The 23,789-nt window shown below is 40.5% G+C and carries 25 protein-coding genes; 12 read left to right on the top strand and 13 right to left on the bottom strand.

The features are described 5' to 3' along the window. Window positions 1–27 precede the first annotated feature (27 nt). The 3 genes from hrpB to FHG08_RS08310 all read left to right on the top strand — a co-directional run bounded on the left by hrpB (window position 28) and on the right by FHG08_RS08310 (window position 4,168). Window positions 28–2,454: an ATP-dependent helicase HrpB gene (hrpB, locus tag FHG08_RS08300; protein ID WP_178955442.1), complete on the top strand. Its 2,427-nt coding sequence runs from the start codon at window positions 28–30 to the stop codon at window positions 2,452–2,454. 219 nt (window positions 2,455–2,673) lie between these two features. Continuing rightward, window positions 2,674–3,225, top strand: a complete 552-nt coding sequence (locus FHG08_RS08305) for a heme NO-binding domain-containing protein (RefSeq protein WP_178955444.1) — start codon at window positions 2,674–2,676, stop codon at window positions 3,223–3,225. Then, the gene (locus FHG08_RS08310) at window positions 3,218–4,168 is read left to right on the top strand and encodes a sensor histidine kinase (protein ID WP_178955446.1); all 951 of its coding nucleotides are present in this window, start codon (window positions 3,218–3,220) and stop codon (window positions 4,166–4,168) included. Before FHG08_RS08305 ends, FHG08_RS08310 begins: the two co-directional genes overlap by 8 nt. Window positions 4,169–4,244: 76 nt before the next feature. On the opposite strand, the gene FHG08_RS08315 is transcribed toward FHG08_RS08310, so the two are convergent. Further along, a complete protein-coding gene (locus FHG08_RS08315; RefSeq protein WP_008108632.1) occupies window positions 4,245–4,466 on the bottom strand; it encodes a hypothetical protein in 222 nt (73 codons plus the stop codon). 191 nt (window positions 4,467–4,657) lie between these two features. Between FHG08_RS08315 and FHG08_RS08320 the strand changes: the two genes are divergently transcribed. The 5 genes from FHG08_RS08320 to FHG08_RS08340 all read left to right on the top strand — a co-directional run bounded on the left by FHG08_RS08320 (window position 4,658) and on the right by FHG08_RS08340 (window position 9,509). Further along, window positions 4,658–5,371, top strand: coding sequence for a DUF1499 domain-containing protein (locus FHG08_RS08320; protein WP_178955448.1), 714 nt, complete (start codon window positions 4,658–4,660; stop codon window positions 5,369–5,371). A gap of 117 nt (window positions 5,372–5,488) precedes the next feature. Beyond that, window positions 5,489–6,535, top strand: a complete 1,047-nt coding sequence (locus FHG08_RS08325) for an NAD(P)-dependent alcohol dehydrogenase (RefSeq protein ID WP_178955450.1) — start codon at window positions 5,489–5,491, stop codon at window positions 6,533–6,535. Window positions 6,536–6,677: 142 nt separating this feature from the next. After that, complete coding sequence (locus FHG08_RS08330) at window positions 6,678–7,100, top strand: hypothetical protein (protein WP_178955452.1); 423 nt, start codon at window positions 6,678–6,680, stop codon at window positions 7,098–7,100. Further along, on the top strand, window positions 7,097–7,294 hold the full coding sequence (locus FHG08_RS08335; RefSeq protein ID WP_008108814.1) for a helix-turn-helix transcriptional regulator: 198 nt from the start codon (window positions 7,097–7,099) through the stop codon (window positions 7,292–7,294). The genes FHG08_RS08330 and FHG08_RS08335 overlap by 4 nt, the downstream gene beginning before the upstream one ends. Window positions 7,295–7,382: 88 nt before the next feature. After that, window positions 7,383–9,509 carry a TonB-dependent siderophore receptor gene (locus FHG08_RS08340; protein ID WP_178955454.1) on the top strand — a complete coding sequence of 709 codons (2,127 nt, stop codon included), beginning with the start codon at window positions 7,383–7,385 and terminating at the stop codon, window positions 9,507–9,509. A gap of 136 nt (window positions 9,510–9,645) precedes the next feature. Here the strand turns inward: FHG08_RS08340 and FHG08_RS08345 are convergent, their stop codons facing one another. Beyond that, the gene (locus tag FHG08_RS08345) at window positions 9,646–10,230 is read right to left on the bottom strand and encodes a hypothetical protein (RefSeq protein WP_178955456.1); all 585 of its coding nucleotides are present in this window, start codon (window positions 10,228–10,230) and stop codon (window positions 9,646–9,648) included. A 221-nt stretch (window positions 10,231–10,451) separates the two neighbouring features. Beyond that, window positions 10,452–11,330 carry a LysR family transcriptional regulator gene (locus tag FHG08_RS08350; RefSeq protein WP_178955458.1) on the bottom strand — a complete coding sequence of 293 codons (879 nt, stop codon included), beginning with the start codon at window positions 11,328–11,330 and terminating at the stop codon, window positions 10,452–10,454. A 108-nt stretch (window positions 11,331–11,438) separates the two neighbouring features. Here FHG08_RS08350 and FHG08_RS08355 point away from each other — a divergent pair, with 108 nt between their 5' ends. Then, a complete protein-coding gene (locus tag FHG08_RS08355) occupies window positions 11,439–12,419 on the top strand; it encodes a TDT family transporter (protein ID WP_138607608.1) in 981 nt (326 codons plus the stop codon). A gap of 3 nt (window positions 12,420–12,422) precedes the next feature. Here the strand turns inward: FHG08_RS08355 and FHG08_RS08360 are convergent, their stop codons facing one another. Continuing rightward, the gene (locus tag FHG08_RS08360) at window positions 12,423–12,605 is read right to left on the bottom strand and encodes a DUF2986 domain-containing protein (protein WP_178955460.1); all 183 of its coding nucleotides are present in this window, start codon (window positions 12,603–12,605) and stop codon (window positions 12,423–12,425) included. A 162-nt stretch (window positions 12,606–12,767) separates the two neighbouring features. On the opposite strand from FHG08_RS08360, the gene FHG08_RS08365 reads away from it, so the two are divergent. Further along, a complete protein-coding gene (locus tag FHG08_RS08365; protein WP_178955462.1) occupies window positions 12,768–14,255 on the top strand; it encodes a dipeptidase in 1,488 nt (495 codons plus the stop codon). A 61-nt stretch (window positions 14,256–14,316) separates the two neighbouring features. On the opposite strand, the gene FHG08_RS08370 is transcribed toward FHG08_RS08365, so the two are convergent. The 4 genes from FHG08_RS08370 to FHG08_RS08385 form a co-directional block, all read right to left on the bottom strand. Beyond that, window positions 14,317–15,078: an EAL domain-containing protein gene (locus FHG08_RS08370; RefSeq protein ID WP_178955464.1), complete on the bottom strand. Its 762-nt coding sequence runs from the start codon at window positions 15,076–15,078 to the stop codon at window positions 14,317–14,319. A gap of 205 nt (window positions 15,079–15,283) precedes the next feature. Then, window positions 15,284–15,712 (bottom strand): OsmC family protein, encoded by a 429-nt coding sequence (locus tag FHG08_RS08375; RefSeq protein ID WP_024601924.1) that lies wholly within the window; start codon window positions 15,710–15,712, stop codon window positions 15,284–15,286. Window positions 15,713–15,831: 119 nt separating this feature from the next. Beyond that, the gene (locus FHG08_RS08380) at window positions 15,832–15,966 is read right to left on the bottom strand and encodes a DUF2256 domain-containing protein (protein WP_076921450.1); all 135 of its coding nucleotides are present in this window, start codon (window positions 15,964–15,966) and stop codon (window positions 15,832–15,834) included. Window positions 15,967–15,968: 2 nt separating this feature from the next. After that, window positions 15,969–17,477 carry a cryptochrome/deoxyribodipyrimidine photo-lyase family protein gene (locus FHG08_RS08385; protein ID WP_178955466.1) on the bottom strand — a complete coding sequence of 503 codons (1,509 nt, stop codon included), beginning with the start codon at window positions 17,475–17,477 and terminating at the stop codon, window positions 15,969–15,971. Window positions 17,478–17,581: 104 nt separating this feature from the next. Here FHG08_RS08385 and FHG08_RS08390 point away from each other — a divergent pair, with 104 nt between their 5' ends. Next, window positions 17,582–18,190 (top strand): flavin reductase family protein, encoded by a 609-nt coding sequence (locus FHG08_RS08390; protein ID WP_178955468.1) that lies wholly within the window; start codon window positions 17,582–17,584, stop codon window positions 18,188–18,190. 41 nt (window positions 18,191–18,231) lie between these two features. Here the strand turns inward: FHG08_RS08390 and FHG08_RS08395 are convergent, their stop codons facing one another. From FHG08_RS08395 to FHG08_RS08410, 4 genes are all read right to left on the bottom strand, one after another. Then, window positions 18,232–19,533: an MFS transporter gene (locus FHG08_RS08395; RefSeq protein ID WP_178955470.1), complete on the bottom strand. Its 1,302-nt coding sequence runs from the start codon at window positions 19,531–19,533 to the stop codon at window positions 18,232–18,234. Between the two features lie 170 nt (window positions 19,534–19,703). Further along, window positions 19,704–20,546, bottom strand: a complete 843-nt coding sequence (yghU, locus tag FHG08_RS08400) for a glutathione-dependent disulfide-bond oxidoreductase (protein WP_178955472.1) — start codon at window positions 20,544–20,546, stop codon at window positions 19,704–19,706. Between the two features lie 17 nt (window positions 20,547–20,563). Further along, window positions 20,564–21,169, bottom strand: coding sequence for a rhomboid family intramembrane serine protease (locus FHG08_RS08405; RefSeq protein ID WP_178955484.1), 606 nt, complete (start codon window positions 21,167–21,169; stop codon window positions 20,564–20,566). A gap of 113 nt (window positions 21,170–21,282) precedes the next feature. Continuing rightward, the gene (locus tag FHG08_RS08410) at window positions 21,283–21,966 is read right to left on the bottom strand and encodes a type 1 glutamine amidotransferase domain-containing protein (RefSeq protein WP_008108786.1); all 684 of its coding nucleotides are present in this window, start codon (window positions 21,964–21,966) and stop codon (window positions 21,283–21,285) included. Window positions 21,967–22,120: 154 nt separating this feature from the next. Between FHG08_RS08410 and FHG08_RS08415 the strand changes: the two genes are divergently transcribed. Continuing rightward, a complete protein-coding gene (locus FHG08_RS08415) occupies window positions 22,121–23,041 on the top strand; it encodes a LysR family transcriptional regulator (RefSeq protein WP_178955486.1) in 921 nt (306 codons plus the stop codon). On the opposite strand, the gene FHG08_RS08420 is transcribed toward FHG08_RS08415, so the two are convergent. Beyond that, a complete protein-coding gene (locus tag FHG08_RS08420; RefSeq protein WP_178955488.1) occupies window positions 23,021–23,770 on the bottom strand; it encodes a dienelactone hydrolase family protein in 750 nt (249 codons plus the stop codon). The two genes, FHG08_RS08415 and FHG08_RS08420, sit on opposite strands and share 21 nt — an antisense overlap. Window positions 23,771–23,789: the final 19 nt, after the last annotated feature.

Below are 23,789 nucleotides of genomic sequence, written 5' to 3' on the forward strand. Positions count from 1 at the left end.
GCGGCAAAGTAATTTAGGGTAAATAGCGTGCTGCCGGTTCAAGAAATATATACTTCACTCATTGATGCTTTAAAAGCCAACCCAATCACCTTACTGCAAGCGCCGCCTGGTGCTGGTAAATCAACATGGTTGCCATTACAGCTTATGCGCGATGGGCATTATAAGCACATCGTCATGTTAGAGCCGCGGCGCTTGGCAGCAAGAAATATTGCTAACTATTTAGCGCACTGCCAAAACGAAACGCTAGGGCAAAGTGTCGGTTTACGGGTGCGAGGTGAAAGTAAAGTCAGCACACAAACTCGCCTTGAAATAGTTACCGAAGGCATGCTTACGCGCATGTTACAAAATGATCCTGAGCTTAGTGATGTTGATTTACTTATTTTTGATGAGTTTCATGAGCGTTCCATCGCAGCAGATACCGCACTGGCTTTTGCTTTAGAATCGCAAGCGGCACTGCGTGAAGATTTAACCATTATGTTGATGTCGGCCACCCTTGATAGCGAACGCTACACTGGGTTTTTTAATTGCCCAGTAATTCAATCAAACGGGCGAAGTTACCCCATTGACGAAATATATTGCCCAATAAAAGATGAAAGCCGCTGGCTTGATGCTATTCCACCAATAATAAAACAAGCACTCAATGAGCAAACAGGCAGTGCGCTGGTATTTTTACCTGGCCAGCGTGAAATACTGCGAGTGCAGCAAGCGTTGATCGACTTGCCCAGTAATTGTATTGTTGCCACATTATTTGGCGAACAAGATAAAGCCAATCAACAAGCAGCAATTGCACCAGCGCCTCAAGGGATGAGAAAAGTAGTATTAACGACCAATGTTGCCGAAACAAGTTTAACCATTGAAGGTATTAGAATTGTTGTTGATAGCGGCAAGCGCCGTGCAGCCAGCTTTAATTTAAAAACCGGTGTCACTGAGCTCACTACGCAAAGTATATCGCGTTCATCGGCAGTACAACGCGCAGGGCGTGCAGGACGAATAGAACCAGGGGTTGTGTATCGGTTAGGTTCCAAACAAACTTTTGAAAGACGAAACAGCCACGATAACCCTGATATTCTTACCTCAGATATTAGCCAACTGATGCTTGAGGCGAAGCAGTGGGGCGCAAGTATTAGTGAACTCACCTTACTTGACCCGCCGAGTGAGCAACAATGCAGCCAAGCTACTAATTTATTATCTATGCTTGAAGCCATAGATAGTAACGGTAAGCTCACCACGCTGGGTAGTAAAATGTTGGGCTTTGGTGCCGATATTCGCTTAGCGCATATGTTATTAAAAGCGCAAATGTTAGAACCACAGTTAAGTGGGATTTATCGCTTAGCTATTTATTTAGTGGCCTTACTAGAAAGCCGAGTTAGCACTGCCAATGAGCTCAACCTAGCACTGCATAGTCAACAACAACGACCACATCCGGTGTTTAAGCAGCAATTAAATTATTGGTTAAAACGCTTAAAATTTACCGACAGTCGTACAGATTTAAACACTGAACATTTAAGCTTATTAGTGTCGCTTGCCTATCCAGATCGGATTGCTAAAAAACGCGGCAATGGCTACTTATTAGCAAATGGTGCAGGGGCTGAACTAAACCCTGATTATTGGCATAAAGACGAATATATAGCTATTGCCAGTATGGGCGGGCATAAAGGCGGGCGAGTTTTTGCAGCCACGGCGCTAAATCCATTAGCACTTAAAGAGTATTTACCGCATTTATTCACTGAGTTGACTCGCTGCGAGTTTGATGAAAAAGCCGCTCGGTTTATTCATCAAGATGAAGTAAAACTTGGGGAAATTACCCTTAGTAGCCAACCAAGTAAACATAAGCTTGATAAAACAGAGCGGGCCAAGGCATGGCTTAGTTTGTTTGCCAAACAGGGCTTTTCACTGTTTAACGAGCAAAAAGAAAGTGAGCAACTACTTATTAGAATGTGCCTAGCCAGCAAATTGATGCCAGAACAGTTTCCTATTATTAATCAGCAGCAGCTCATTGAAACAGCAGGTGATTGGTTAGGGGTATACCTTGAAGATATTAAAACCCTTGAGCAACTTAAAAAGTTTAATTATTTTGAGGCACTACAAAACAGTTTTAATTGGCAACAGCAAAGCGAGCTAAAATCTTTACTCCCACTGCGACTAACAGTACCAAGTGGCTCTAACATAAAAATTGAATACCAACTTGATGGCCCCGCCAAGCTCAGTGTGCGCATGCAAGAAGTATATGGTTTAACCAGTACACCTATGTTAGCTAACGGTAAATTAGCATTGCTAATGGAGTTGTTGTCTCCAGGCAAGCGTTCACTACAGTTAACCCAAGACTTAGCACATTTTTGGGATAGTAGTTACCGCGAGGTACAAAAAGAGATGAAAGGGCGCTACCCCAAGCACTTTTGGCCAGACGACCCTGCCAATAGCGTTGCCACCAATAGAGTAAAAAGCAGAATGTGATCACGCTTCCTTAATGTCGCTTAATGTTAAACGTTGACCATACAAATAACGAACATTTTTGGGCGTTTTACAAGCACTAAACTATTATTACTTTAATGCTGATATTTTACTGGGTAAGACTTATTACCCTAGTGTACATATGAGCCGTAAGGTAGCGAGCGTTTGTAACTAATTGAAGATGCAGCTAACAATCTAAAAGTGATAATAGAGGGAACATGCATGAAAGGCGTTATCTTTAGAGGGCTTGAGGCACTGGTTATTGAAAAATGTGGCATGGCAGCATGGGACGACTTACTTGAAAAAAATGCACCGGAGGGTCGTGTTTATATTTCTGCAGAAAGTTATCCAGATGAAGAAATAGTTGGTTTAGCACAAGATGTAGCAACTGCACTTTCTATGTCTATGCCAGAGGTATTAAAGGCCTTTGGAGAGTATTTATTTTCTCACTTAAAGGCACGTCATCCAAGCATTGTTGCTAACTTTAATTGCTTTGCTGATCTCATTATTGGTATTGATAAAGTAATTCATGTTGAAGTCGCTAAGCTTTATCATGAGCCTAATTTACCTGAAATTGACGCCCAAATTATTGAAGACGGGCTTATTTTAATGCGTTACAACTCTAAGCGGCAGCTTTGTATGTGCGCCGAAGGGCTTATTTTTGGTGCTGCGTCTCATTATGGAGTTGATGTTAAACTTAACCATGCTCAGTGTATGCATGATGGGTTTGATTCGTGTTTAATTGAAATAAAATATGAGACTCCCCATGGCTGAAGACGACTACAATTATAAAAAAGCGTATTTGCGCGAAAAATCAGCTAGAGATCAATTAGAAACCCTACTAGAAGACAAAACACGGGCATTGTTTATTGTTAATCAAGAGCTGGAAGAAAAGCTCGAAACGGTCAAAAACCAACAAATAACCTTAATGCAAAGTGAAAAAATGGCTACGCTAGGGACACTCTCTGCTGGCATGGCCCACGAAATAAATAACCCGCTTGCTTACATAACCAGTAATGTAGAAAGTATAAAATTTATAAAGCCCGTGTTGGTTTCGCTAATGACGGCGGCTCAACAATTTGTAAATAAATCGATTTCAGTATCGCAGTTAGAGTCTATTTTAGTTCAGCTCAATCAAGAGAACGATTTAAGCTTTATTGTGGATGATATTGATGACTTAGTTAATGATACCCAAGAGGGTTTAGAGCGTATCGCTCATATTGTTAGTAACCTTGTCGACTTTGCAAGCCTAAAAGACAACGTAACTGCAATGGCAGATATTACAGAATCATTAAATGGCACGCTAAAGCTACTCGAAAACCAGCTGGGAACGTGTGCTATAGAGTTACACATTGAAAAGTTACCTCTAACACAGTGTAATATATCATCTATGAAACAAGTTTTTGTAAACTTATTAATTAATGCCAAACACGCCTGCGACGACTTGCGCGATCAGCAAGGGAAAATAATAGTTAAGCTGTTTGCCGATAAAAACAATATTTACATAGAGGTGGCAGATAACGGCTGTGGAATGGACGCTGATACACTTAAACAAATGTTCGATCCTTTCTTTACCACTAAACCCGTAGGCCAAGGCACTGGTATGGGAATGGCTATGGTTTATAACATACTCAAAGAGCACAATGGCACTATAGAGGTTGAAAGTGAAGTGGGTAAGGGGTCTTTAATACGTTGTGTAATAGCTATTACTACATAACTTTGTAAGCTTAAAGTTTACAATATAGGCATGGCTACAATGTGTGTTGTGGCTATTGAGCGTAGGTATAAGTATCTTAACTCGACACTTCTTGTCCGCCGTGTTGCTCGGCTAAATCATCAAGTTCGGCAACGGTATAATCAAATCCGCTTTCATCATATTCGTAGCTTACTTTAACGCTGTCGCCGCCATTAAAAAGACGTGTTTTTACGTCATTGACTGGCCAATCTTTTAATTCGTGTAAAAAGCGGTTGGCTACTTGTGATGACTCAAACCGGTAACTAATCTCTGTTTTCATAAATAATAATACCCTGATAATTTTACCCCCGTAGTTTGTTGATTTTTACCAAGGAGTCAAGTTATCTACTTTAAAAGGGCAATAAATTATGACTTTATAGATACTTATCGGTCATAGTAATCTAAATTGGAGTGTTAACAGTATAAAGCTGTTTAAAAAACAATAACCATATAACAATAACGGAGTAGGCAATGAAACATTTAGTGACCTTAGTTGGGCTTATCGCTTTTTTAATGGTGGTACTACCGGGACCCCTTTATAAATTTAATATCGTTGAACTAGGCACTGCTTTTGCCGGTTTTAGATTAGGTGTTTATGTCGGTGGAGCAGCATTAGCCTTATTATTAGTTCAAGTGCTATTTATGCGTAAAACAGTGAGCTTAGCCAGTTCAGTGATCACTGTTATTTTTGCAGCAGTTGCTATTGCAATGCCGCTTAACATGATGAATACAGCAAAAAGTGTTCCGCCAATTCATGATATTTCTACCGATTTAATTAACCCTCCTGAGTTTGTTGCGGTTGTGCCTTTGCGTGCTGATGCACCTAATCCTGTTGCATACGCGGGAGAAGAAACGGCAGCGCAACAACGAAAAGCATACCCAGAACTAAAATCGCTCGAGTACAACCAAACGCAACTAGAATTAGTGGCAGCTACAACAAAAGCCATGGAAAACCTTGGTTGGGAACTGGTTAATAGCGATGTTAATAATGGCATTGTTGAAGCAACAGACACCACAACCTGGTTTGGCTTTAAAGATGATGTTGTCGTGCGTATTAACGACAAAGGCAGTAAGCGTGTGTTAGACATACGCAGTAAATCTCGCATTGGTAAAAGCGATTTAGGCAAAAATGCCCAGCGTATTAAAACCTTGATTGACGAGTTAAACGCCGTTGTGGTGCAGTAATTGATAAAAATAGCCCAGCATTATGCTGGGTTTTTTGCAGTTGCTACGTCAGTTCATGTTCAGAGCTGATAATGCATACTGTGTGAGTTATAAATTTTAATAAACTATGGAGTTATTATGAAAACAGTCGGATATGCAGCAAAAAGCCAAGGTTCTGAACTTACAGAGTTTTCTTTTGAGCGCCGCGATTTACGAAATAACGATGTAGCAATAGAGATTTTATATTGTGGTGTCTGTCATTCAGACTTACATGCAGTGCGAAACGATTGGGGTGGCAGTAACTACCCATTAGTACCAGGGCACGAAATTGTTGGTAAAGTAATTTCGGTTGGTAGCGATGTTACTAAATATCAGCAAGGCGATACCGTTGCTGTAGGCTGTATGGTTGACTCGTGTCAAAGCTGCGACCAATGTCATAATCACGAAGAGCAATTTTGTCGTGAAGGCATGGTTGGCACTTACAGTGGCAAAGACAGAATAAATGGTGAAATGACTCAAGGTGGCTACTCTAAGCATGTAGTGGTGCGTGAAGAATTTGTGCTTTCAGTACCTAAAAATTTAGAGCTATCTCGCGTTGCGCCTTTATTGTGTGCTGGCATTACTACTTACTCACCGCTGCATAAATGGGGTGTTAAAAAAGGCAGCCGTGTTGCAGTTGTCGGCCTTGGAGGGCTTGGCCATATGGCGGTTAAAAATGCCGTGGCAATGGGTGCAACGGTTACGGTTATTGGCCGCACTGAATCTAAAAAAGAAGATGCTATTGAGCTAGGTGCACAGCACTATTTAGTGTCGAACAACGATGATGAAATGAAAGATGCGCAATCAGCGTTTGATGTGATCATTGATACTATACCGGTAAAGCACGACCTATCACTGTATACACCGCTACTTGATATTGACGGCACGTTAGTGATTGTTGGCCAAGTAGGCCCTGTTGATGAGCTAAACACAGTGCCATTGTTAATGGGTCGTCGTCGAGTGGCAGGATCCTTAATTGGTGGCATTGCAGAAACACAGCAAATGCTCGATTTTTGTGGTGAGCACAATGTATTACCTGAGTGTGAAATGATCAATATAGATGAAATTAACACCGCTTATGAGCGCATGGAACGCTCAGATGTGCGCTACCGTTTTGTTATTGATATGGCGTCGATTGACGTTTAATGATCATATAAATTAACCTTAAAAAGAGCCGCATAGCGGCTTTTTTTCGTTCTTAATAAATAATGGTCTGAGACTCTATAATTTATGTAAAAACAGCGGCGATAAAATTGAATTTAAAGTATAGCTTAATTAGTTTTTAGTAATGAAAACAGAATTAAATTTAAAACAACGCCAAATTAAAAATACTAGCTACTTGGTTAAATGTACCTTGATTTGGTTACTCACCTTAGCGTTATGTAGCTTTGGCCCGACATTAATTTGGGATCGCGCCGAGATAATTAGCGGCTTTTTTATAGTTGTAAATGTAATAGCCGGCATTGTAATGATTTTGGCTAACAAACGTTACTTACAGGGGATGGATGAGCTGATGCAAAAAATACATCTCAGTGCCATGGGGTTTACCCTAGGTGCAATATTGGTAGGTGGGCTTGCGTACACTAATTTGCAATTGAGTGGCTTAATTGATTTTAAAGCACAAATATCCGATTTAATGTTTTTAATGGGGGCAGTGTATTTAATTAGCGTGTATGTGCTTAATAAACACTATTGCGCAGGTGATGAATGAAAAATCGATTAAAAGTATTAAGAGCCGAGCATAACTACACCCAAGCAAGGTTGGCCGAGCTGCTAGATGTTTCTCGCCAAACTATTAATGCGATTGAAAAAGGTAAGTTTGATCCCAGCTTGCCACTGGCCTTTAAGGCAGCAAGGTTGTTTGAGTTAAAAATAGAAGATATTTTTGACGACGAACAGGGTTAAAAATTAACAAAGTGCGACAATATGTCGCGCTTTTTAGATTGCTACAGCAAGTATAATTTACCCACAAAAATTTTGTGGTAAATCAATAATGACTGATAAAAAAAATTCTTTAACCTCTTATTTATTATCCCCTTTAGCGCTTGTTATAAGTAGCGTATTATCGCCAGTTGCTTTTGCAGATGACACCTCAATTGAAGTGATTGAAGTGCACGGCCAAGCACAAAATAAACACCTATCATTAGGCTCATCTGAATCGCTATTAACCGATTTAGGAGTGGACTTTTCTGCTGCTGGTGGCATGGCCAATTTACCTGTTTTAAATGGTTTAATGGGCGATCGAGTGGCGGTACTGGTTGATGGGGCGCAAATCACCGCCGCCTGTGCTAACCAAATGAACCCGCCACTGTCTTATATTTCAGCCAATCAAATTAGTAGCTACAAAGTGGTTGCAGGTGTTTCTCCAGTAAGCGCGGGAGGCGATAATATTGCAGGTGTGATTGCTGTTAATTCTATTTCACCTCAGTACAGTGAAAACAGCGAACTTGCATGGCATTCAGGTTATGTGTCAGCCCAGTACAACACCCTTGATAACGCCAAAAAGGTCGGCGCAGGTATGCGCATTGCCAGCAATGTACTTAGTTTTAATTATCAAGGTGCGTTCAGCGATGCTAACAGTTATGAAGATGGTAACGGCGATTTAGTGCTCGATACCCTATACCGCGCGCAAAACCATAGTTTAAGTGCTGCCATGCGCGATGATAAGCAACAATTAGTGGTTAAGCTAAGTCATCAAAAAATACCCTATCAAGGCTTTGCTAATCAATATATGGATATGACAGATAACACCAGCTATGGCGCTGTTGCCCAGTATCAGCGTGCTTTTACAAGCAGTGAGCTTGAAGCGCAGTTAAATTGGCATAACGTAAAGCATGAAATGGGGTTTTTTAGCGCAGAAAAAACCGGAAAAATGCCCATGAAAACTGATGCTGAGGATATAAGCACCCAGTTAAAATGGCGACTAGCGCTTGATAACAACAGCCAGTTACTACTCGCGCAAGAGTATCACCACATGAAATTAGATGACTGGTGGCCTGCAGTTGAAGGCTCAATGATGATGGGACCAAATGACTATAACAATATTAATAATGGCCGGCGTCAGCGTATTGCTTTGCTTGGAGAATATGAAAGCCAACTAAATACTCGCTGGTGGTTAAATGCAGGCATTCGATTTGAAAATGTAATGACCAACACTGATGATGTGCAAGCATATAATGCAGGCATGGCTGCAATGAATGCAATGGCCATGGCGATGCCAAGTGATGCAATGGCCGCTAAAAAGTTTAATAACCAAAGTAAAAAACAAACAGATAATTTAGTTGATGCAAACGTGCTGATTAATTATCAACTAAGCAATAACGACGAACTACAAATTGGCTTAGCCCGTAAAAATCGTGCGCCTAATTTATACGAACGCTACAGCTGGGGCGTAGGTAATATGGCCACCACCATGATTGGATGGTACGGCGATGGCAACGGCTATATTGGTAATATAAACCTTAAACCAGAAACCGCACACACGCTAAGCAGCACGTACACCCGCATGGCAAAAGATGACAGCTGGCGTATAAGTGCTAACGCGTGGGTGAGCGATGTAAATGATTATATTGATGCCAACATAGTAAGAAGCTTTAACCGCACAGCGTTTGCTGCCAATACCCGTAATGTACTTATGTTTAATAACGTAGATGCCAGGCTTTATGGTGTAAAGCTAGATGCGGTTTTAGCACTGCATGAGTCTAAGCAGTATGGTAACTGGTCATTAAAAGCGAATATTAGCAACACCCGTGGTAAGCGCGATGATACTAATCAGCCGCTTTATCAAATTAAGCCGCTGCAAACCCAATTTGCCATTAACCAGCAAGTTGGCCGTTTTGAAAACGCACTCACGTGGCAGTGGGTCGATAGTAAAACTCGCGTAGATAGTAACCGCCTAGAAAACCAAACTGAGCAGTATCATTTACTTAATTTAAGCTCAAAAGCCAGTTGGGATGCACTTACCGTGAGTGTTGATATTACCAATCTGCTTGATGAGTATTATCAATTACCACTTGGTGGCGTAAGTATTGCTGAGTTTAAACAAGACATGTCGCAGGGCTTTAATCAATTAGCAGGGCAGGGGCGCTCTATAAATTTAGCCATGAGTTACGCGTTTTAAGATGATAGAGTAAGTTAGTATAAGCCGTCAGATTCGATTTTAGGTTAATCGAGTCTGACGGTTTATTGCCATTTTTCTAAGAGCGTATATTGAATAATCAAGCTGTTTGAAGCTGGTTTGTATGATATTTAAACTATTATTCACATTGCCAATTATTTAAATGCTCAATAATAAAGTCATCAATCTTTTTATGGATTGAAATATTATCTTGATTAACTAAATAGCTAATGTTGATATTTTCGAACTCTATATCTCTAAAGCAGCTATAATTATCTACCGCGCTATATCCGCAGCTACCCCAATACAAAAAAGTATTTTCCGATTTAGTATATAAAGTGAAACTATATTTTTCATGTTCAACAGGAATATACAGATCTTTAGCATCAGAGAATGTATTAAAAAAACTAGCATTAACATTACGCTCAAGCTTTCGATGAGGCAGCAGGTTAACCGATATAAAGTTATTCAATGGGCTTTCATCATTTTGATAGTCAACGGGCTGAAACTTCTTTATATGTTGAACAACATAATTAGCTGGAAAGAACAAAATAGGAGCCTTTGATAATTCCTTATCAAGTGCGTTGTCACCCTTATTTGAGTTAATAAAACTTGCTTCTGAAAGGTACTTATTAGGAAAACATCTACCTTGCCATTTTGTTTCAGAATTATTCTCATTACAGCCTGTCATGAGTAAAGTTAGGACTAAAACCATTTTTTTCATCGTCTTGATAACCTATGTTTGCATTACAATCATTGTAATGTGATTTTGGCTGTAATTTTTACGTACCAGTAGCATTTCAGTTAACTACCTTGCTGACGTAAATTAGTACTTGTTTGTAGCTTTAAGCTGTCCTCTGAATTACTTTTCCATTAAAGCGAATTTAACTAATTAAAACAACAAGCCTATTAAATCGTTACTTATTTATACTTTAAATACATACATTACTGCTTGTGACAAAAATCTATAAACTGCTTTAACAGCGGGTTTTTGTACTTGTCTTTATGCATTACTAACCAAAACTGCCTTTGCATGGGGTGGTTTAAATTAAGCTGTGTAACACGGCCATCTTTTAGGGCATATTGCGCAGCAAGTGATGATAAACATCCTAACCCTAAGCCATTTGCTACACAGTTTATAAGCGCTTCTGTGGTATTGAGCTCTACGCTTTGCGTCCAATTTTTAATTTGTGGCGCAAGGCTATGTAAAAAGAAGGAACGCGAGCCTGAACCAGGTTCTCTTAATACCCATTGGCTACGATTAAAGTCGTTAAAGCTAAGTTGCTTTTTTGCAGCCAATGGGTGGTTTATTGGGGCAATAATACACATGGCGTCATGGCTAAACACATTAGAGACTAAATCGCTTTGATGGGCTTGGCCCTCAATAAGTGCTATATCGAGCTCGTAATCTATAAGTTTTTGACAAATAAGCGTCGAATTGGAAATCAGTATTTGTTGTGAATAATGCTGTCGCTGTGCTCTAAATTTGCTTAGTAAAGCAGGTAATACATGATTACCAATCGTGTCGCTGGCACCAATTTTTAAAGTTCCGCTGGCAGGGGCGTTGTCTAAAAACAAGGTGTCGATAGTGTTTGCCCGATTTAATAGTTCATCAGCAAGGGGCAGTAGTTTTTGCCCTTCTTGATTTAATAATAACCGATTATTTACACGATCAAATAATGGATGGCCTAACTGCTTTTCAAGTTCGCTAAGCGCCATACTCACCGCCGCTTTAGATAGAAACAATGATTCAGACGCTGCTGTAAGGGTGCTGTGCTGGGTTATGCCGACAAATACTTTAAGTTGCTTAAGTGAAATATTCATTATGCTATGTTTAGTTTGCCTGAACGTGTGTTCTATATAATTAGATTTAACTTAACAAAATGCAAGCGTAAACTTCTCTGTAAGTTACAACCACAGGGTGGAATAGAGATGTTTAAACATATAAAAACAAAAGTATCTGGTGCACCAACACCAATGGGCGGTTTGGCATTAGGTATTGCCAGCCTAGGTTGGGCTTGGGAGAGTATGGCTAACCTAAATGGCGTAGCACAATATACCGGTGCCGCTATTGCGAGCGTATTATTGCTATTGTTAACACTTAAGTTTTTATTACATCCTCAGCTGCTTAAAGCCGATTTAGCCCATCCGGTTGTGGGAAGTGTGGTGCCTACTTTTGCTATGGCTACTTTAGTGGTGTCTAATTCTTTAGGGCAGTTTTACTCCCTTGCGGGAGATGTGCTTTGGGTTGGTGCATTTTTATTGCATTTGGTGTTTTTAATAAGCTTTATTGCTCATCGCGTGATTGAATTTAAAATTGAGCATATGGTGCCAAGCTGGTTTGTACCGCCGGTTGGGATCATTGTTGCCGATGTCGCGTTTTCAGGGAATCCGGCTCTGCTATTTTTAGCACAAGGGGCGCTTTATTTTGGCATGCTGATGTATGCAGTTATGTTGCCTATGATGATTTACCGGATCATTTTTGCTGCGCACATTCCTGATGCTGCACAACCTACATTGGCTATTTTAGCGGCGCCAGCAAGTTTATCGTTAGCTGGTTACTTTACAGTTATCAGCGAGCCGTCACCGGTTATTATTGGCTTGTTATTTGGAATTGCGGTACTGATGACCTTTATAATTTACGTCGCATTTTTTAAATTACTGCGCCGTCCATTTTGCCCAGGTTACGCTGCCTTTACTTTCCCTATGGTTATTGGTGCTACCGCGTTATTTAAACTCGCCGCATGGATGCATACAGTGGGAATTGATTTGCAGTTTGTTAAGCAAATACAGTATTTAGCAACGTTTGAATTGATTGTGGCAAGTGGGGTAGTTTGCTATGTGGCGGTTCGTTATTTGGCTCACTTTAAGCTTTTTAACACTCAATTTAAGCCTCTCACCCTATCGCAATAACGATTAAGCGCTTGTTTGCACTACCTCGGTAGCACCGTGCTCAATTGCTTGTTCGGCATCTTGCTCAGCAAGCTTTGCGCGCTCTGCTTTTGAAACATAAGTCGGTTTGTTGCTTTTATGCAGCTTGGCATTAGCGCGCTTATCTTTCTTTTGAAACTTAGTAACGATTTTTTTTCTGCGATTCATGATTAACCCCATAATTTTGAGCTGCGCATTATACAGGCATCTTGTTCAAAGCTGTTAGATAAATTATAAGCTTTGCTTGTGGGTCTGCCGCAAAGCGCTGTTTGTCACTTTACAAGGAGGTTATAATTAATGCTCTTTGTTGTTAATTAAATGGAATCTGTTTTGAACAAGCTAGCTTTAGCAAGTATTGCCTTATGTGCATTTAGCGCTCATGCACAATTAAATAAACACAGTGAAAGCGTGGCCGATTACGCAGTTAATAACTATCAAAATGCACAGGTGCATACGCTTACTAATTTAGTATCGTTTCCTACGGTTAATAAAAGTGAGATCAGCGCACCACAAAACCCCGACTTTATAGGCTTTAAAGCATTATTAAAAATGAAAGCCGCTGAACTGGGCTTTGACTACCAAGATTTAGGCTATACCGTACTCATAGGCATGGGTGAGCAAAAAGAAAAAGTAACCATAGTGACTCACGGCGATGTACAACCTGCAAACGCCAGTAAATGGAAACAAAGCCCATTTATTATTGATACCTCAGAGGCGGGTAAATTAGTTGGCCGAGGTACCGAAGACGATAAAGGCGCTATAGCTACCGCTTTATATGCGATGAAAGCCATAAAAGATAAAGGCATAACCCTTGATAACCGCATTGAGCTGATGGTTTATTTGGCCGAGGAATCTGATTGGGGGCCTTTAACCGAATTTATGAAAACCTATGAGCAACCAAAGTATGCAGTCACAATTGACGCCTCATATCCCGTGGTGGTTGCTGAAAAAGGCTGGAGCTTAATTGCGCCAACATTTGATGCAACATCACCACAAACCGATGTGTATGTAAGCAATGTAACGGGTGGTGCCTTTGCTAGCCAAATCCCTGAAGATGCCAGCTTAACTTTGCATAATGCGAGTACTGAATTAGTAGCTCAATTAAAACAAACAGCTAAGGCACTTAAGAGAGTAGAGTTTACCTTTGATGATCAAACAGATGGAACTTTAATTAGTGTTAAAGGCATGTCGGCACATTCATCTGAGCCAGAGTCAGGTGTTAACGCCATTGCTTATTTGGCTGAACTATTTAAAGCCGTTGAGCTTGAAAACAACAGCGACGGTCAGCTCATTAAGTTTGTAAACCAGTTAATTGGCCTAGATATTCACGGTAAACAATTTGGTGATATTGCGTATAAGCATGACTTTATGGGGCCAATGACGGTAGCGCCCACAGTTATTGAACGAGACGGTAATAACCTAACGTTAGCGGTTAATGCTCGTCGTCCTATGGGTAAAGAGGCTGACTTACTAGATCAGCAAATTAATAGTGCGCTTACCCAATGGCAAGCTGATAATAAAGTAACATTAGCTAATGTTAAAACCACCATTGGCACACCTATGCTGCTTGATGACGCACCTCATGCACAAAAGTTACTTGATATTTTTAAACATTTTACTGGTGATCAAGGCGCAGATTTTGTCTCTATTGGAGGTGGTACTAACGCTAAATTATTTGATAATGCCGTATCGTTTGGCCCATCAATGCCGGGTAAACGCTATACAGGTCACTCAGAGCATGAATTTATTACGCTTGAGCAACTAGCACTTAATTTACGTATGTACACCGCAATGATGATAGAGCTGGGTAATATGTAATTAACCAATAGCAAAAACTAAAAAACCGCCTTGATGGCGGTTTTTTTATAACAACTAAATGTTATTGAAAATTAACGTCTGGTAAGCACTCAAAGCCTGGTTTGGCAAACAAGTAGCCTTGCATTAATTCAATGCCGACACTTTTTAGCCAGTGATATTCTTCAACTGTTTCAATGCCCTCAGCCAGTGCCATTACGTTTAGCTCTTTGAACATATTTAAGCAGTTACGCACAATAGTTTGGCGTTTTGTGTCTTTGTCGATATCGCGTATAAGTGCCATATCGAGTTTAATAATATCTGTTTGAAAGTCAGCTAGTAAGTTTAATCCAGAATAGCCTGAGCCAAAATCATCGGTAGCTGTTTTAAAGCCTAATTCTTGGTAGTAGCTTACAACCCGCTCAACGTGGCTGCTGTCTTCTATTTTTTCAACTTCAGTAAATTCAAACATAATATTAGTTGTAGGGAAGTTGTACTTTTTAGCCGCTTCTAGGGTAGTGCGAATACAGCGCTCAGGCTTATAAATAGCGTTGGGTAAAAAGTTAATGCTTAGCATGGTGTTTATGCCTAGCTTAGAGGCAAGTGCAATAGCTTTAATTCTACATAATTGGTCAAAGGTGTAGCGGTTGTCGTCGTTTACTTGGGAAATAATAGAGAAAGCCGACTCGTTGTTTAAACCACGAACCAATGCTTCATAGCCATAAATAGTGTTGCTCTGGCAATTTATAATAGGCTGAAACGCCATGGTAAAGTCAAAGTCTAGTTCGCTAGAATCAGCGCAGTTGCTACAAGATACTTTTTCGCAACTTTGTGATTTTTCGTTCATGCATCCACCTTTGTATTTAACCAACACTAAAAGATGGTTAAGTTTTTTATAATCCTAACAAAGTATTGAGATTTTACATAATTATATTAGTAAACATTAATATAACTCATAATAAAGTTTTTATTTAATTCATGAAAAATTAGCAGTAAGGTTATGCTAAAACATAATCTTACTGCTACGCAAAAAGTATAATTGGTTTACAAAATTAGTTAAGTGTTGCCGTTAGCTTTATGCTGGTATTGAGTAGTTTTGAAATCGGGCAGCCTTTTTTGGTGTCTTCACACAGGGCTTGAAATTGCTCATTGGAAATATCAGTAATTTTTGCATTAACTACCAATTCAATTTCACTCACCGCAAAGCCATCGTCTACTTCATCTAAGCTTACTGTCGCTTTGGTGCTTATATCGTCAGCAGTAAAGCCTGCTTCTCCTAATGCCAATGATAACGCCATACTAAAGCAAGCACTGTGGGCTGCACCAACTAGCTCCTCTGGGTTAGAACCGGGCTTATCTTCAAAGCGAGTATTAAACCCATACGGCTGGTTATCGAGTGCACCACTTTGAGTTGATATAGTACCTTTACCACTTTTAATATCGCCAGACCAATTTGAGCTTGCCGTTTTTTTAATTGTCATCATGTTCTCCTTGTTTAATGTAAGTTTTTCAGCATTGATATCAGTTGTATGTAAAATAATCCGATAATTGCTTAAAAATGTACGTAGTAACATGGAGGCTGCAAGATAAACGCCAATCTCTATTTGCTACGTTTACATCGCTCAGAACAATAAATAACGTTATCCCAGTCTCGTTGCCATTTTTTACGCCACGCAAACGGTTTATTACACACAGGGCATATTTTTTCAGGTAGGGTTAGTTTTTTATGTGCCATAGTTATTTGTCTGACTGCTTTTTGGATTTACGTACCGAGGGAGTGATGGCTACATGTTTTTTTAGTATGGCATGAATAGCACGTTTAACATCGCTACGCTCTCGGTATTGCCACAATCGCTCGCGTGCCTCTTTAGATGCTCGAGTTAAATCAAGCATCGGCTCTGGGTAATCTTCACCAAGTTTAAAGTCGTTAAATAACGCTTCCATTGGCGTTTGTTGCCAGGGTTGATGTAAATATTCAATGGGGAGCTTTTCAAGTTCGGGGCACCATTTTTTTATAAATGCGCCGGTTGGGTCTTGATCTTCAGATTGTTTAATGGGGTTGTAATGGCGAATAGTATTAATGCCAGTAACCGATGCCTGCATTTGTATTTGCGGATAATGAATACCTGGCTCAAAGTCTAAAAAGTAATTAGCCAGCGGAAAACTTGCCTGTTGCCAGCTGATGTTTAAATGATGGGTTACAAAGCTCACCAGCATAGCGCGCATTCTAAAGTTAATATAACCGGTGGCTTTTAAACAGCGCATGCAGGCATCAATAATAGGAATACCGGTTTGCCCCTGTGCCCAGCGTTCAATATCGCTAGTAACCTTAGCGTCATCACGATACGGAAATGCATGGTAACCCGGATTTAAGGCTTTAAATTCCATGCTGCATTCGCTTTCAAACTTTTGCATAAAATGGCAATGCCAATGCAGGCGAGATACAAACGCAGCAAGCGGACGCTTCCAGCCTTTTTTATCGGGATGGGTTGAATGGTATGCGTCTATCGCCATTTGATACACCTGCCTAAGACTAATATTGCCCCAGGCTAAATAGGGCGAAAGCCTAGAGCAATGCGTGCGGCTCAAGCTCGGGCTAGAGATCCCTTTTTGATAGCCTTTACCGCGCTCGGCAAAAAAACTGTGCATAACATCGCGGGCAAGTCGCGGCCCTCCATATTGAAAGTTGTCATCGTCAGCTGTGTAACTGTCTGGTAATTCTGGCGATTGGTAGTGTGTGAGTGTCACTGTTTTAATGTGTTTCCAATCTGGGATGGCAATTGGCGCTTGCATTGTTTGTTGCCAGCATTCATTCCAATTATTGCGATTTTTTTTACCCCGAATGACAGCCCCCGTTGGTGACTCTAACCAGTTAATCTGATTATGTTGGCACCATGCTTTAATCGCTTTATCGCGTTCAAATGTATTATTTAAGCCGATTTCTTGGTGACTAAAGAGATTAATTATTTCAAACTGGGTGTGTAGCTCTTCAAGCAACGACTGCATATTTTGTTTAAATATGTACACGCAGCTATTAAAGCGATCAAGTTGTTGGTTTAAATCACATAGCGACTGATACACAAAGCGCCAATGTCGCTCGTTATAATGAGCATCTTCGAGTAACAGCGGCTCAAAGTTGTACAGCAATAATGTTGGAAGCCCATTGCTAAACGCATGTTTAAGCGGTTGATGATCGCTTAAGCGTAAATCGCGTTTAAACCAGACAATGTTTATTTTTTGGCGCATGAAATTAAACTATTTGCTAACGGTGTAGTATTAATGAAGATCCAATCTATAAGTACGTATTGCCTAGTACTAGGGTTTAGTTTTTAACTTAAAAGTGAGAAATAATGTTTTTAGATTTAATGCAAAACAGCAACCGCTCTGTTTATAGCTACTTAGTTGGCGGTATTAGTCCACGACCGATTGCATGGATAAGCACGCTAAGTAGTGAGGGGGTAAGCAATATTGCACCTTACTCTTTTTTTACCGTAGCAAGTTGTCAGCCTGCAGTGTTAAGTGTTACTCAAGTTAACCCCAGCGATAAAGCCAATAAAGATACACTGACAAATTTACTAGCCACCAAAGAATGTGTGGTTAATATTGTTAGTCATGCCTTAGTAGAGCAAATGAACCAAAGCTGCGCTAATTACCCTAATAATGTCAGTGAGTTTGATGAGGCCAGCATAGAGAGAGTCACAAGCCAGTTAGTTAATCCGCCGAGTGTTGCAGCTTCAAAAGTACGCTATGAATGTAAGCTTCGAGAAGTGATCACTATTTCAGATGAACCAAGCGGTGGCAAAATGATGCTCTTAGATGTAGTGGGAATTTTTATAGATGACGCCACGTTGGTAAATGGCTACATAGATCCGACACGTTTAGATGCAGTAGGTAAAATGGGCGGCGATTACTTTAGCACCACCAAAGATAAGTTTGTATTAAAACGCCCACAACTTTAAAGGTGAGCGCTTTAATTACATTAGGTTAAACAGCACGCTATTTACTCTGTTTTTGGTAAAAACAGTGCACTCATTGCACCCAAAAACCCTAATCCGCTGTAAAGCAAAATAAGCTCTGCGGTTGATAAAAACGATTCTAATAAGCCTATGCTGCCCAACATCAGTAATAAAACCCCAATAACGGTATTACTAACCGACACATAATCGGTGCGTTTGTTACCCTCTGCCATATCGACGAGGTACGTTTTTCGCCCTAAGCGTACTCCTTGGTGCGCAACTGAGAGTAAAAAGTACAAAATAGGCATAGCCCACCAATTTAGTAGCAACTCGTTATACCAAGTTGCAATAACAAATACAGCCAGCCCATTAATGGTAACCAAAGTGGCACTGAGTACTAGCACTCGCTGGCTAGATAAGTCGCTTAAGCGTCCCCAAATCGGCGCTGAGACTAAGCTTGCAAAGCCGGAAACGGCAATAAAGGTGGCAAGTAAAGAAAATTCAAACGACTGTTTACTGGCTAAAATAATATAAAATGGAGCGCTCAATGCTGAACAAAGCAGTAGGGCACGTGTAATAACAAAATGCGCAAATTGCTTATCTTGGTACAAAATTTTTAACTTTGAAAACGCATGCAATAGACCATTATTTGCCCCTTCGGTAGCGCCACTATATTCATTAATTTGTGCGTAAAAAAACGCGGCAATCAGCCACATCAAGGCACCCAGTAGTAAAGCGATGATCACAATATCTTGATCTTTTTGCTGTGAAAAAAACCACATCATGAGACCAAACGTTAAGGTAGCAAAACCGGCAATACTTGCAGCAAGCCCGCTAATATTACCGCGTTGCTGTTTAGGAATAACTTTGCCCAGCACATCTTTTGCAGCGACAGAGTTAAACCCTCTAGCAAGGCTAAATAAAATTAATAAGCCAATAATGGCGTAGCCTGCTTGTGCGCCTTTGAGGGTAAACGCCACCGCAACCATGGCTAAAATGCATCCTGCTTGCATCACTGCACCTATTACCCATACCCATTTACGAACGGGGAGTTTGCGAATAACGTTAGCAATAGCAAGTTGGGGCAGTAATGAACCCGATTCTCTGATTGGTACTAACCAAGTAATAAAACTCGCTGGTACATTTAAGCTTTGCATTAACCATGGCAGCGTTATTTTGGGGTTGAGTAGCGCATCAGCAAACTTACTAAACAGCTGGCTAATGAGTAAAATAATAAAATTACCGGGTACTTCCTGACAGGCATTGTCGTCGATGGCTTTGCAAGCTCGGGCGTCTTCTTCATTGTTTAAACGTTTATAAATTTGCTCTTTTGTTAGTTTTTTCACAATTAATAACTACGCTATCAGTGTAAATATTTAGATATATTAAGATGGTATGCTTAACTTTTCTACTTTTAGGGTTAAAAAGTCATGTTACCTGCTAAGAATGAAGGAGCCCCTAATAAACACAAAAAATCAGCTAAGCGCTGATTTTTTATTTTTACTAAACTGGAGCCTTATTCAAAATCACGAGCACTGTGGCGCTCTGCGAGTTGTTCATCTTCTGCTCCCCAAGTACGGTTAACGCGACGGCCTCGTTTTACACCTGGGCGCGCTGCTATTTGCTTAGCCCAACGAACCACATGGGTATAAGATGCAACATCTAAAAATTCAGCGGCATCATATAAGTCGCCTAATACCAGTGAGCCATACCATGGCCATATGGCAATGTCGGCAATTGAATATTCGCTGCCTGCCATGTATTCGTTGTCACTTAAATGGCGGTTTAGTACATCTAGCTGACGCTTAGTTTCCATGGTGAAACGGTCAATCGGGTATTGCATTTTGGTTGGCGCATAGCTGTAAAAGTGACCAAAGCCGCCACCTAAATAAGGCGCCGATCCCATTTGCCAAAACAGCCAATTACGACATTGTGTTTTAGCTTGAAAATTATTAGGAATAAGCGCATCAAACTTTTCGCCAAGGTATTGTAAAATAGCGCCTGATTCGAATACAGGGGTTGCTGGTGTTGTAGAGTGATCCATCAACGCAGGTATTTTTGAGTTTGGGTTTATATCAACAAAATCAGAGCCAAACTGGTCGCCTTCACCAATATTAATTAAATAAGCATCGTACTCAGCCTCAGTAATACCAAGCTCTAATAGCTCTTCAAACATAATACTGACTTTTTGCCCGTTGGGGGTCGCTAATGAGTAAAGCTGAAATGAATGTTTGCCAATAGGCAGTGTTTTATCGTGAGTTGCACCTGCAATTGGGCGGTTAATGTTTGCAAATTTACCGCCACTTTCATTGTCCCATGTCCATACTTTTGCTGGGGTGTAGTCGTTGTTATCACTCATAAATAGCCTCTAATAGTTTAAACGTGCGTATTTGCTTTGCCCGTTGTTGCTTTTAATTTATCTGCTTTTGCTAATTTATACCCTAAAAAGAATCCACTAAGTGCGCCAAACAGATGGCTTTCAAACGAGATATGCAACCGCTGTGGAAACACGCCCCAAATAAAGCCACTGTATAAAAAGGCCACCACCACGGCTATAAAAATAGATTTAAAAGAACGTCTTACAATGCCATAGCATAAAATAAATCCCCATAACCCATAAATAACGCCACTTAAGCCGACATGAATATTGCCACGAGCAAACATCCATACCAGTAATCCACCGACTAATGCGGTGAATATAAATACACTATAAAAACGCTTTACGCTGTATTGGCAAATTAACCAGCTTAAAACAATGAAGGGCAGCATATTACTAGCAAAATGCCACCAGCTACCGTGTAAAAAGGGAGCGCAAAGAATACCAATCAGCCCTTGAATGCTGCGTGGGTAAATACCTAAACCATTTAAACTAATGCCTGGCAGGCTGTTAATTAGTTGCAACACAAAACAAATAGTCACAATGCTTATAATGGCAAAACGGGTGCTGCTAAGTAACGACAAGGTGGATGGTTTATTTTGCATACGGTGCCCTTATTTATAGTAAGAGTGGCCAGTATAGGAATAGTGGTGAGTAATGAAAAGCAAATTAAAAAGCACAGCGATTAAACTGTGCTTTTTATACTGATTAATTGTAATTAACCAAGCTTGGTAAGTAATTTTTTAGCTGCTAGCTCAGAGCTTGCAGGGTTTTGACCGGTGATCACTAAACCGTCTTCAAGCGCAAGAACGCCCCAGTCGTCGGTTTTTTGATAGTCACCACCTTTTTTAATCAGCTCGTCTTCGACTAAAAATGGCACTACATCTGTTAATTGAACAGCGGCTTCTTCAGTGTTACTAAAGCCGGTAACTTTTTTACCCGCAACCAATGCATTGCCATCAGCATCTTTTGTATTTAAAAATGCGGCGCTCGCATGACACACTGCTGCCACTGGCTTTTGTAATTTTACAAAATCTTCGATGAGCGAGATTGAATCTGTGTTATCTACTAAATCCCATAATGGGCCATGGCCGCCTGGATAAAATACCGCATCAAAATCTGAAGCATTCAGTTCACTTAGTACTTTTGTGTTTGCCATTAATGCTTGCGCTGCACTGTCGTTGTCGTATCGCTTGGTTGCATCAGTCTGGAAGTCGGCTAGTGTACTGGTTGGGTCGATTGGTGGTTGACCACCGTTTGGTGAAGCTAGAGTGATTTCTGCGCCAGCATCTACAAATGCATAATAAGGGGCGGCGAATTCTTCTACCCAAAAACCTGTTTTTTCACCGGTATTGCCTAAATCAGCGTGTGAAGTAAGTACCATTAGTATTTTCTTAGCCATTATTTTTTCCTTCTGATGATTTAAAATTGTAATCTTTGCTTAGCAATTACTATATGCACTAACCCAACCTTAAACAACGATGATAAATTTAACTTTATTGATTTAATAATTGATACAATTGAAGGGTTGAAGTTAAAACCGCACTGGAGCGTCCATGAAAGTCTCGTTTGAACAATTAAAAAGTATGGTGGTATTTGCACAAATAGTTGAGCAGGGCAGTTTAACGGCAGCGGCAAAGCAACTAGGGTTAACGCGGGCAGTAGCCAGTTATCATTTAAAAAAGCTAGAAACGCAACTTGAAGTAACCTTGCTTAATCGTTCAACACGAACTATGGCGCTTACTGAAGCCGGTATAGCTTACTATGAGCGTTGCCGAGTTATTACCGAGCAGGCTAATGCTGCCAATCAACAAATAGAAAATATAAAAAGTGAACCCCAAGGATTATTAAAAATTAGTTGTCCAGTTAATGTGGGGATGCAATTAATAGTGCCTGCAATTAATACCTTTAAGCGCCAATACCCCAAAATTGATATAGATTTACAGTTAACCGATGACGTGGTGGATATTATTAAACACGGGTTTGATTTTGCAATTAGAGGAGTTGCGCTGCGCGATTCAAACCTACAGGCAACGAAGTTAACCACAATGAGTACCTGTATTTGTGGCGCGCCTGATTATTTTTCGCATTATGGCAAGCCTACTACGCCCGATGAATTAGCACAGCACCAGTGGGTGGTTTATCAGCTAGGGAGCAAAACCTTGACCTTGCAAAAAGACGGTAAAAAAGTCGACATTACCATGCAAGGATCGCTCAGTACTAATAACGCCGCTGCACGGACTGCATTTGTAGAGGCAGGACTTGGCATAGGGCGTATACCGCTATACGATGCATGGCCAAAAGTACAAGCGGGTTTACTGCAAATTATAATGGACGACTACAAAAGCAAAGACATTGAGTTGTATGGAGTTTTCCCGCCGGGGGCGACGGGATCTAAAAAGTTACGCTTGTTTATTGATTATTTAAAAGCGTACTTTGTAAAACAGCATACTGCATTAGGTATGCGTAAGGGCTAGCGCTCGGTTAAATAAGGCAACAGCCTGTTGATACATAACTATGGCGAGAGCTGCATCGTATCGCTCGCCTTCATCACGCATAAAGGCATGTTGCGCGTTAACTTCTTGCCATTGGTAATTTATACCAGTACGAACAGCTTGCTGGTATATTTTGTCTCGGCCATCTTGTGGTACATGAGGGTCTTGTTTACCCCAAATAAAATGAATTTCACCGAGTATGTCGGCCATGCGTTCAAATGAGTTATTACCGGGTTGTGCGGGCAGTGTATTACTGTGTATATCGGTGGCGTATAAACAAAACGCGGCTTTTATAAGTGGGTTTAAAGCGGCTCTGTAAGCTAAATGCCCACCAATACATACACCCATAGCTCCCACGTTTCCTGAACAATAACTTTGGCGTTTTACAAACTCGATAAGGCTTTGTGTGTCGCTATCATGATGCTCTAAAGGTTTAGACCATTTATCGTTATTACCTTTATCTTTACCTTCGTCATCATAAGTCAGCACAGTTCCGATAGGGTTAAGCTCATGAAACACTTCTGGCACAAGTACCACAAAACCATGACTGGCTAAAATAGCTGCACTGCGGGCAATAGGTGCCGTTTGCTGGAAAATTTCAGAATAAAAAATAATGGCAGGGTATTGCCCCGATGTTTGTGGGCGGTAAATAGTGGTTCGCATTAACCCTGTAGGCGTTGGTAAGTCAGCGTTATGGTGTTGAATGATCATAAAAGCGCTCAGTAAAATA

It is taken from the genome of Pseudoalteromonas sp. Scap03 (assembly GCF_013393115.1).
Lineage (GTDB): Bacteria > Pseudomonadota > Gammaproteobacteria > Enterobacterales > Alteromonadaceae > Pseudoalteromonas.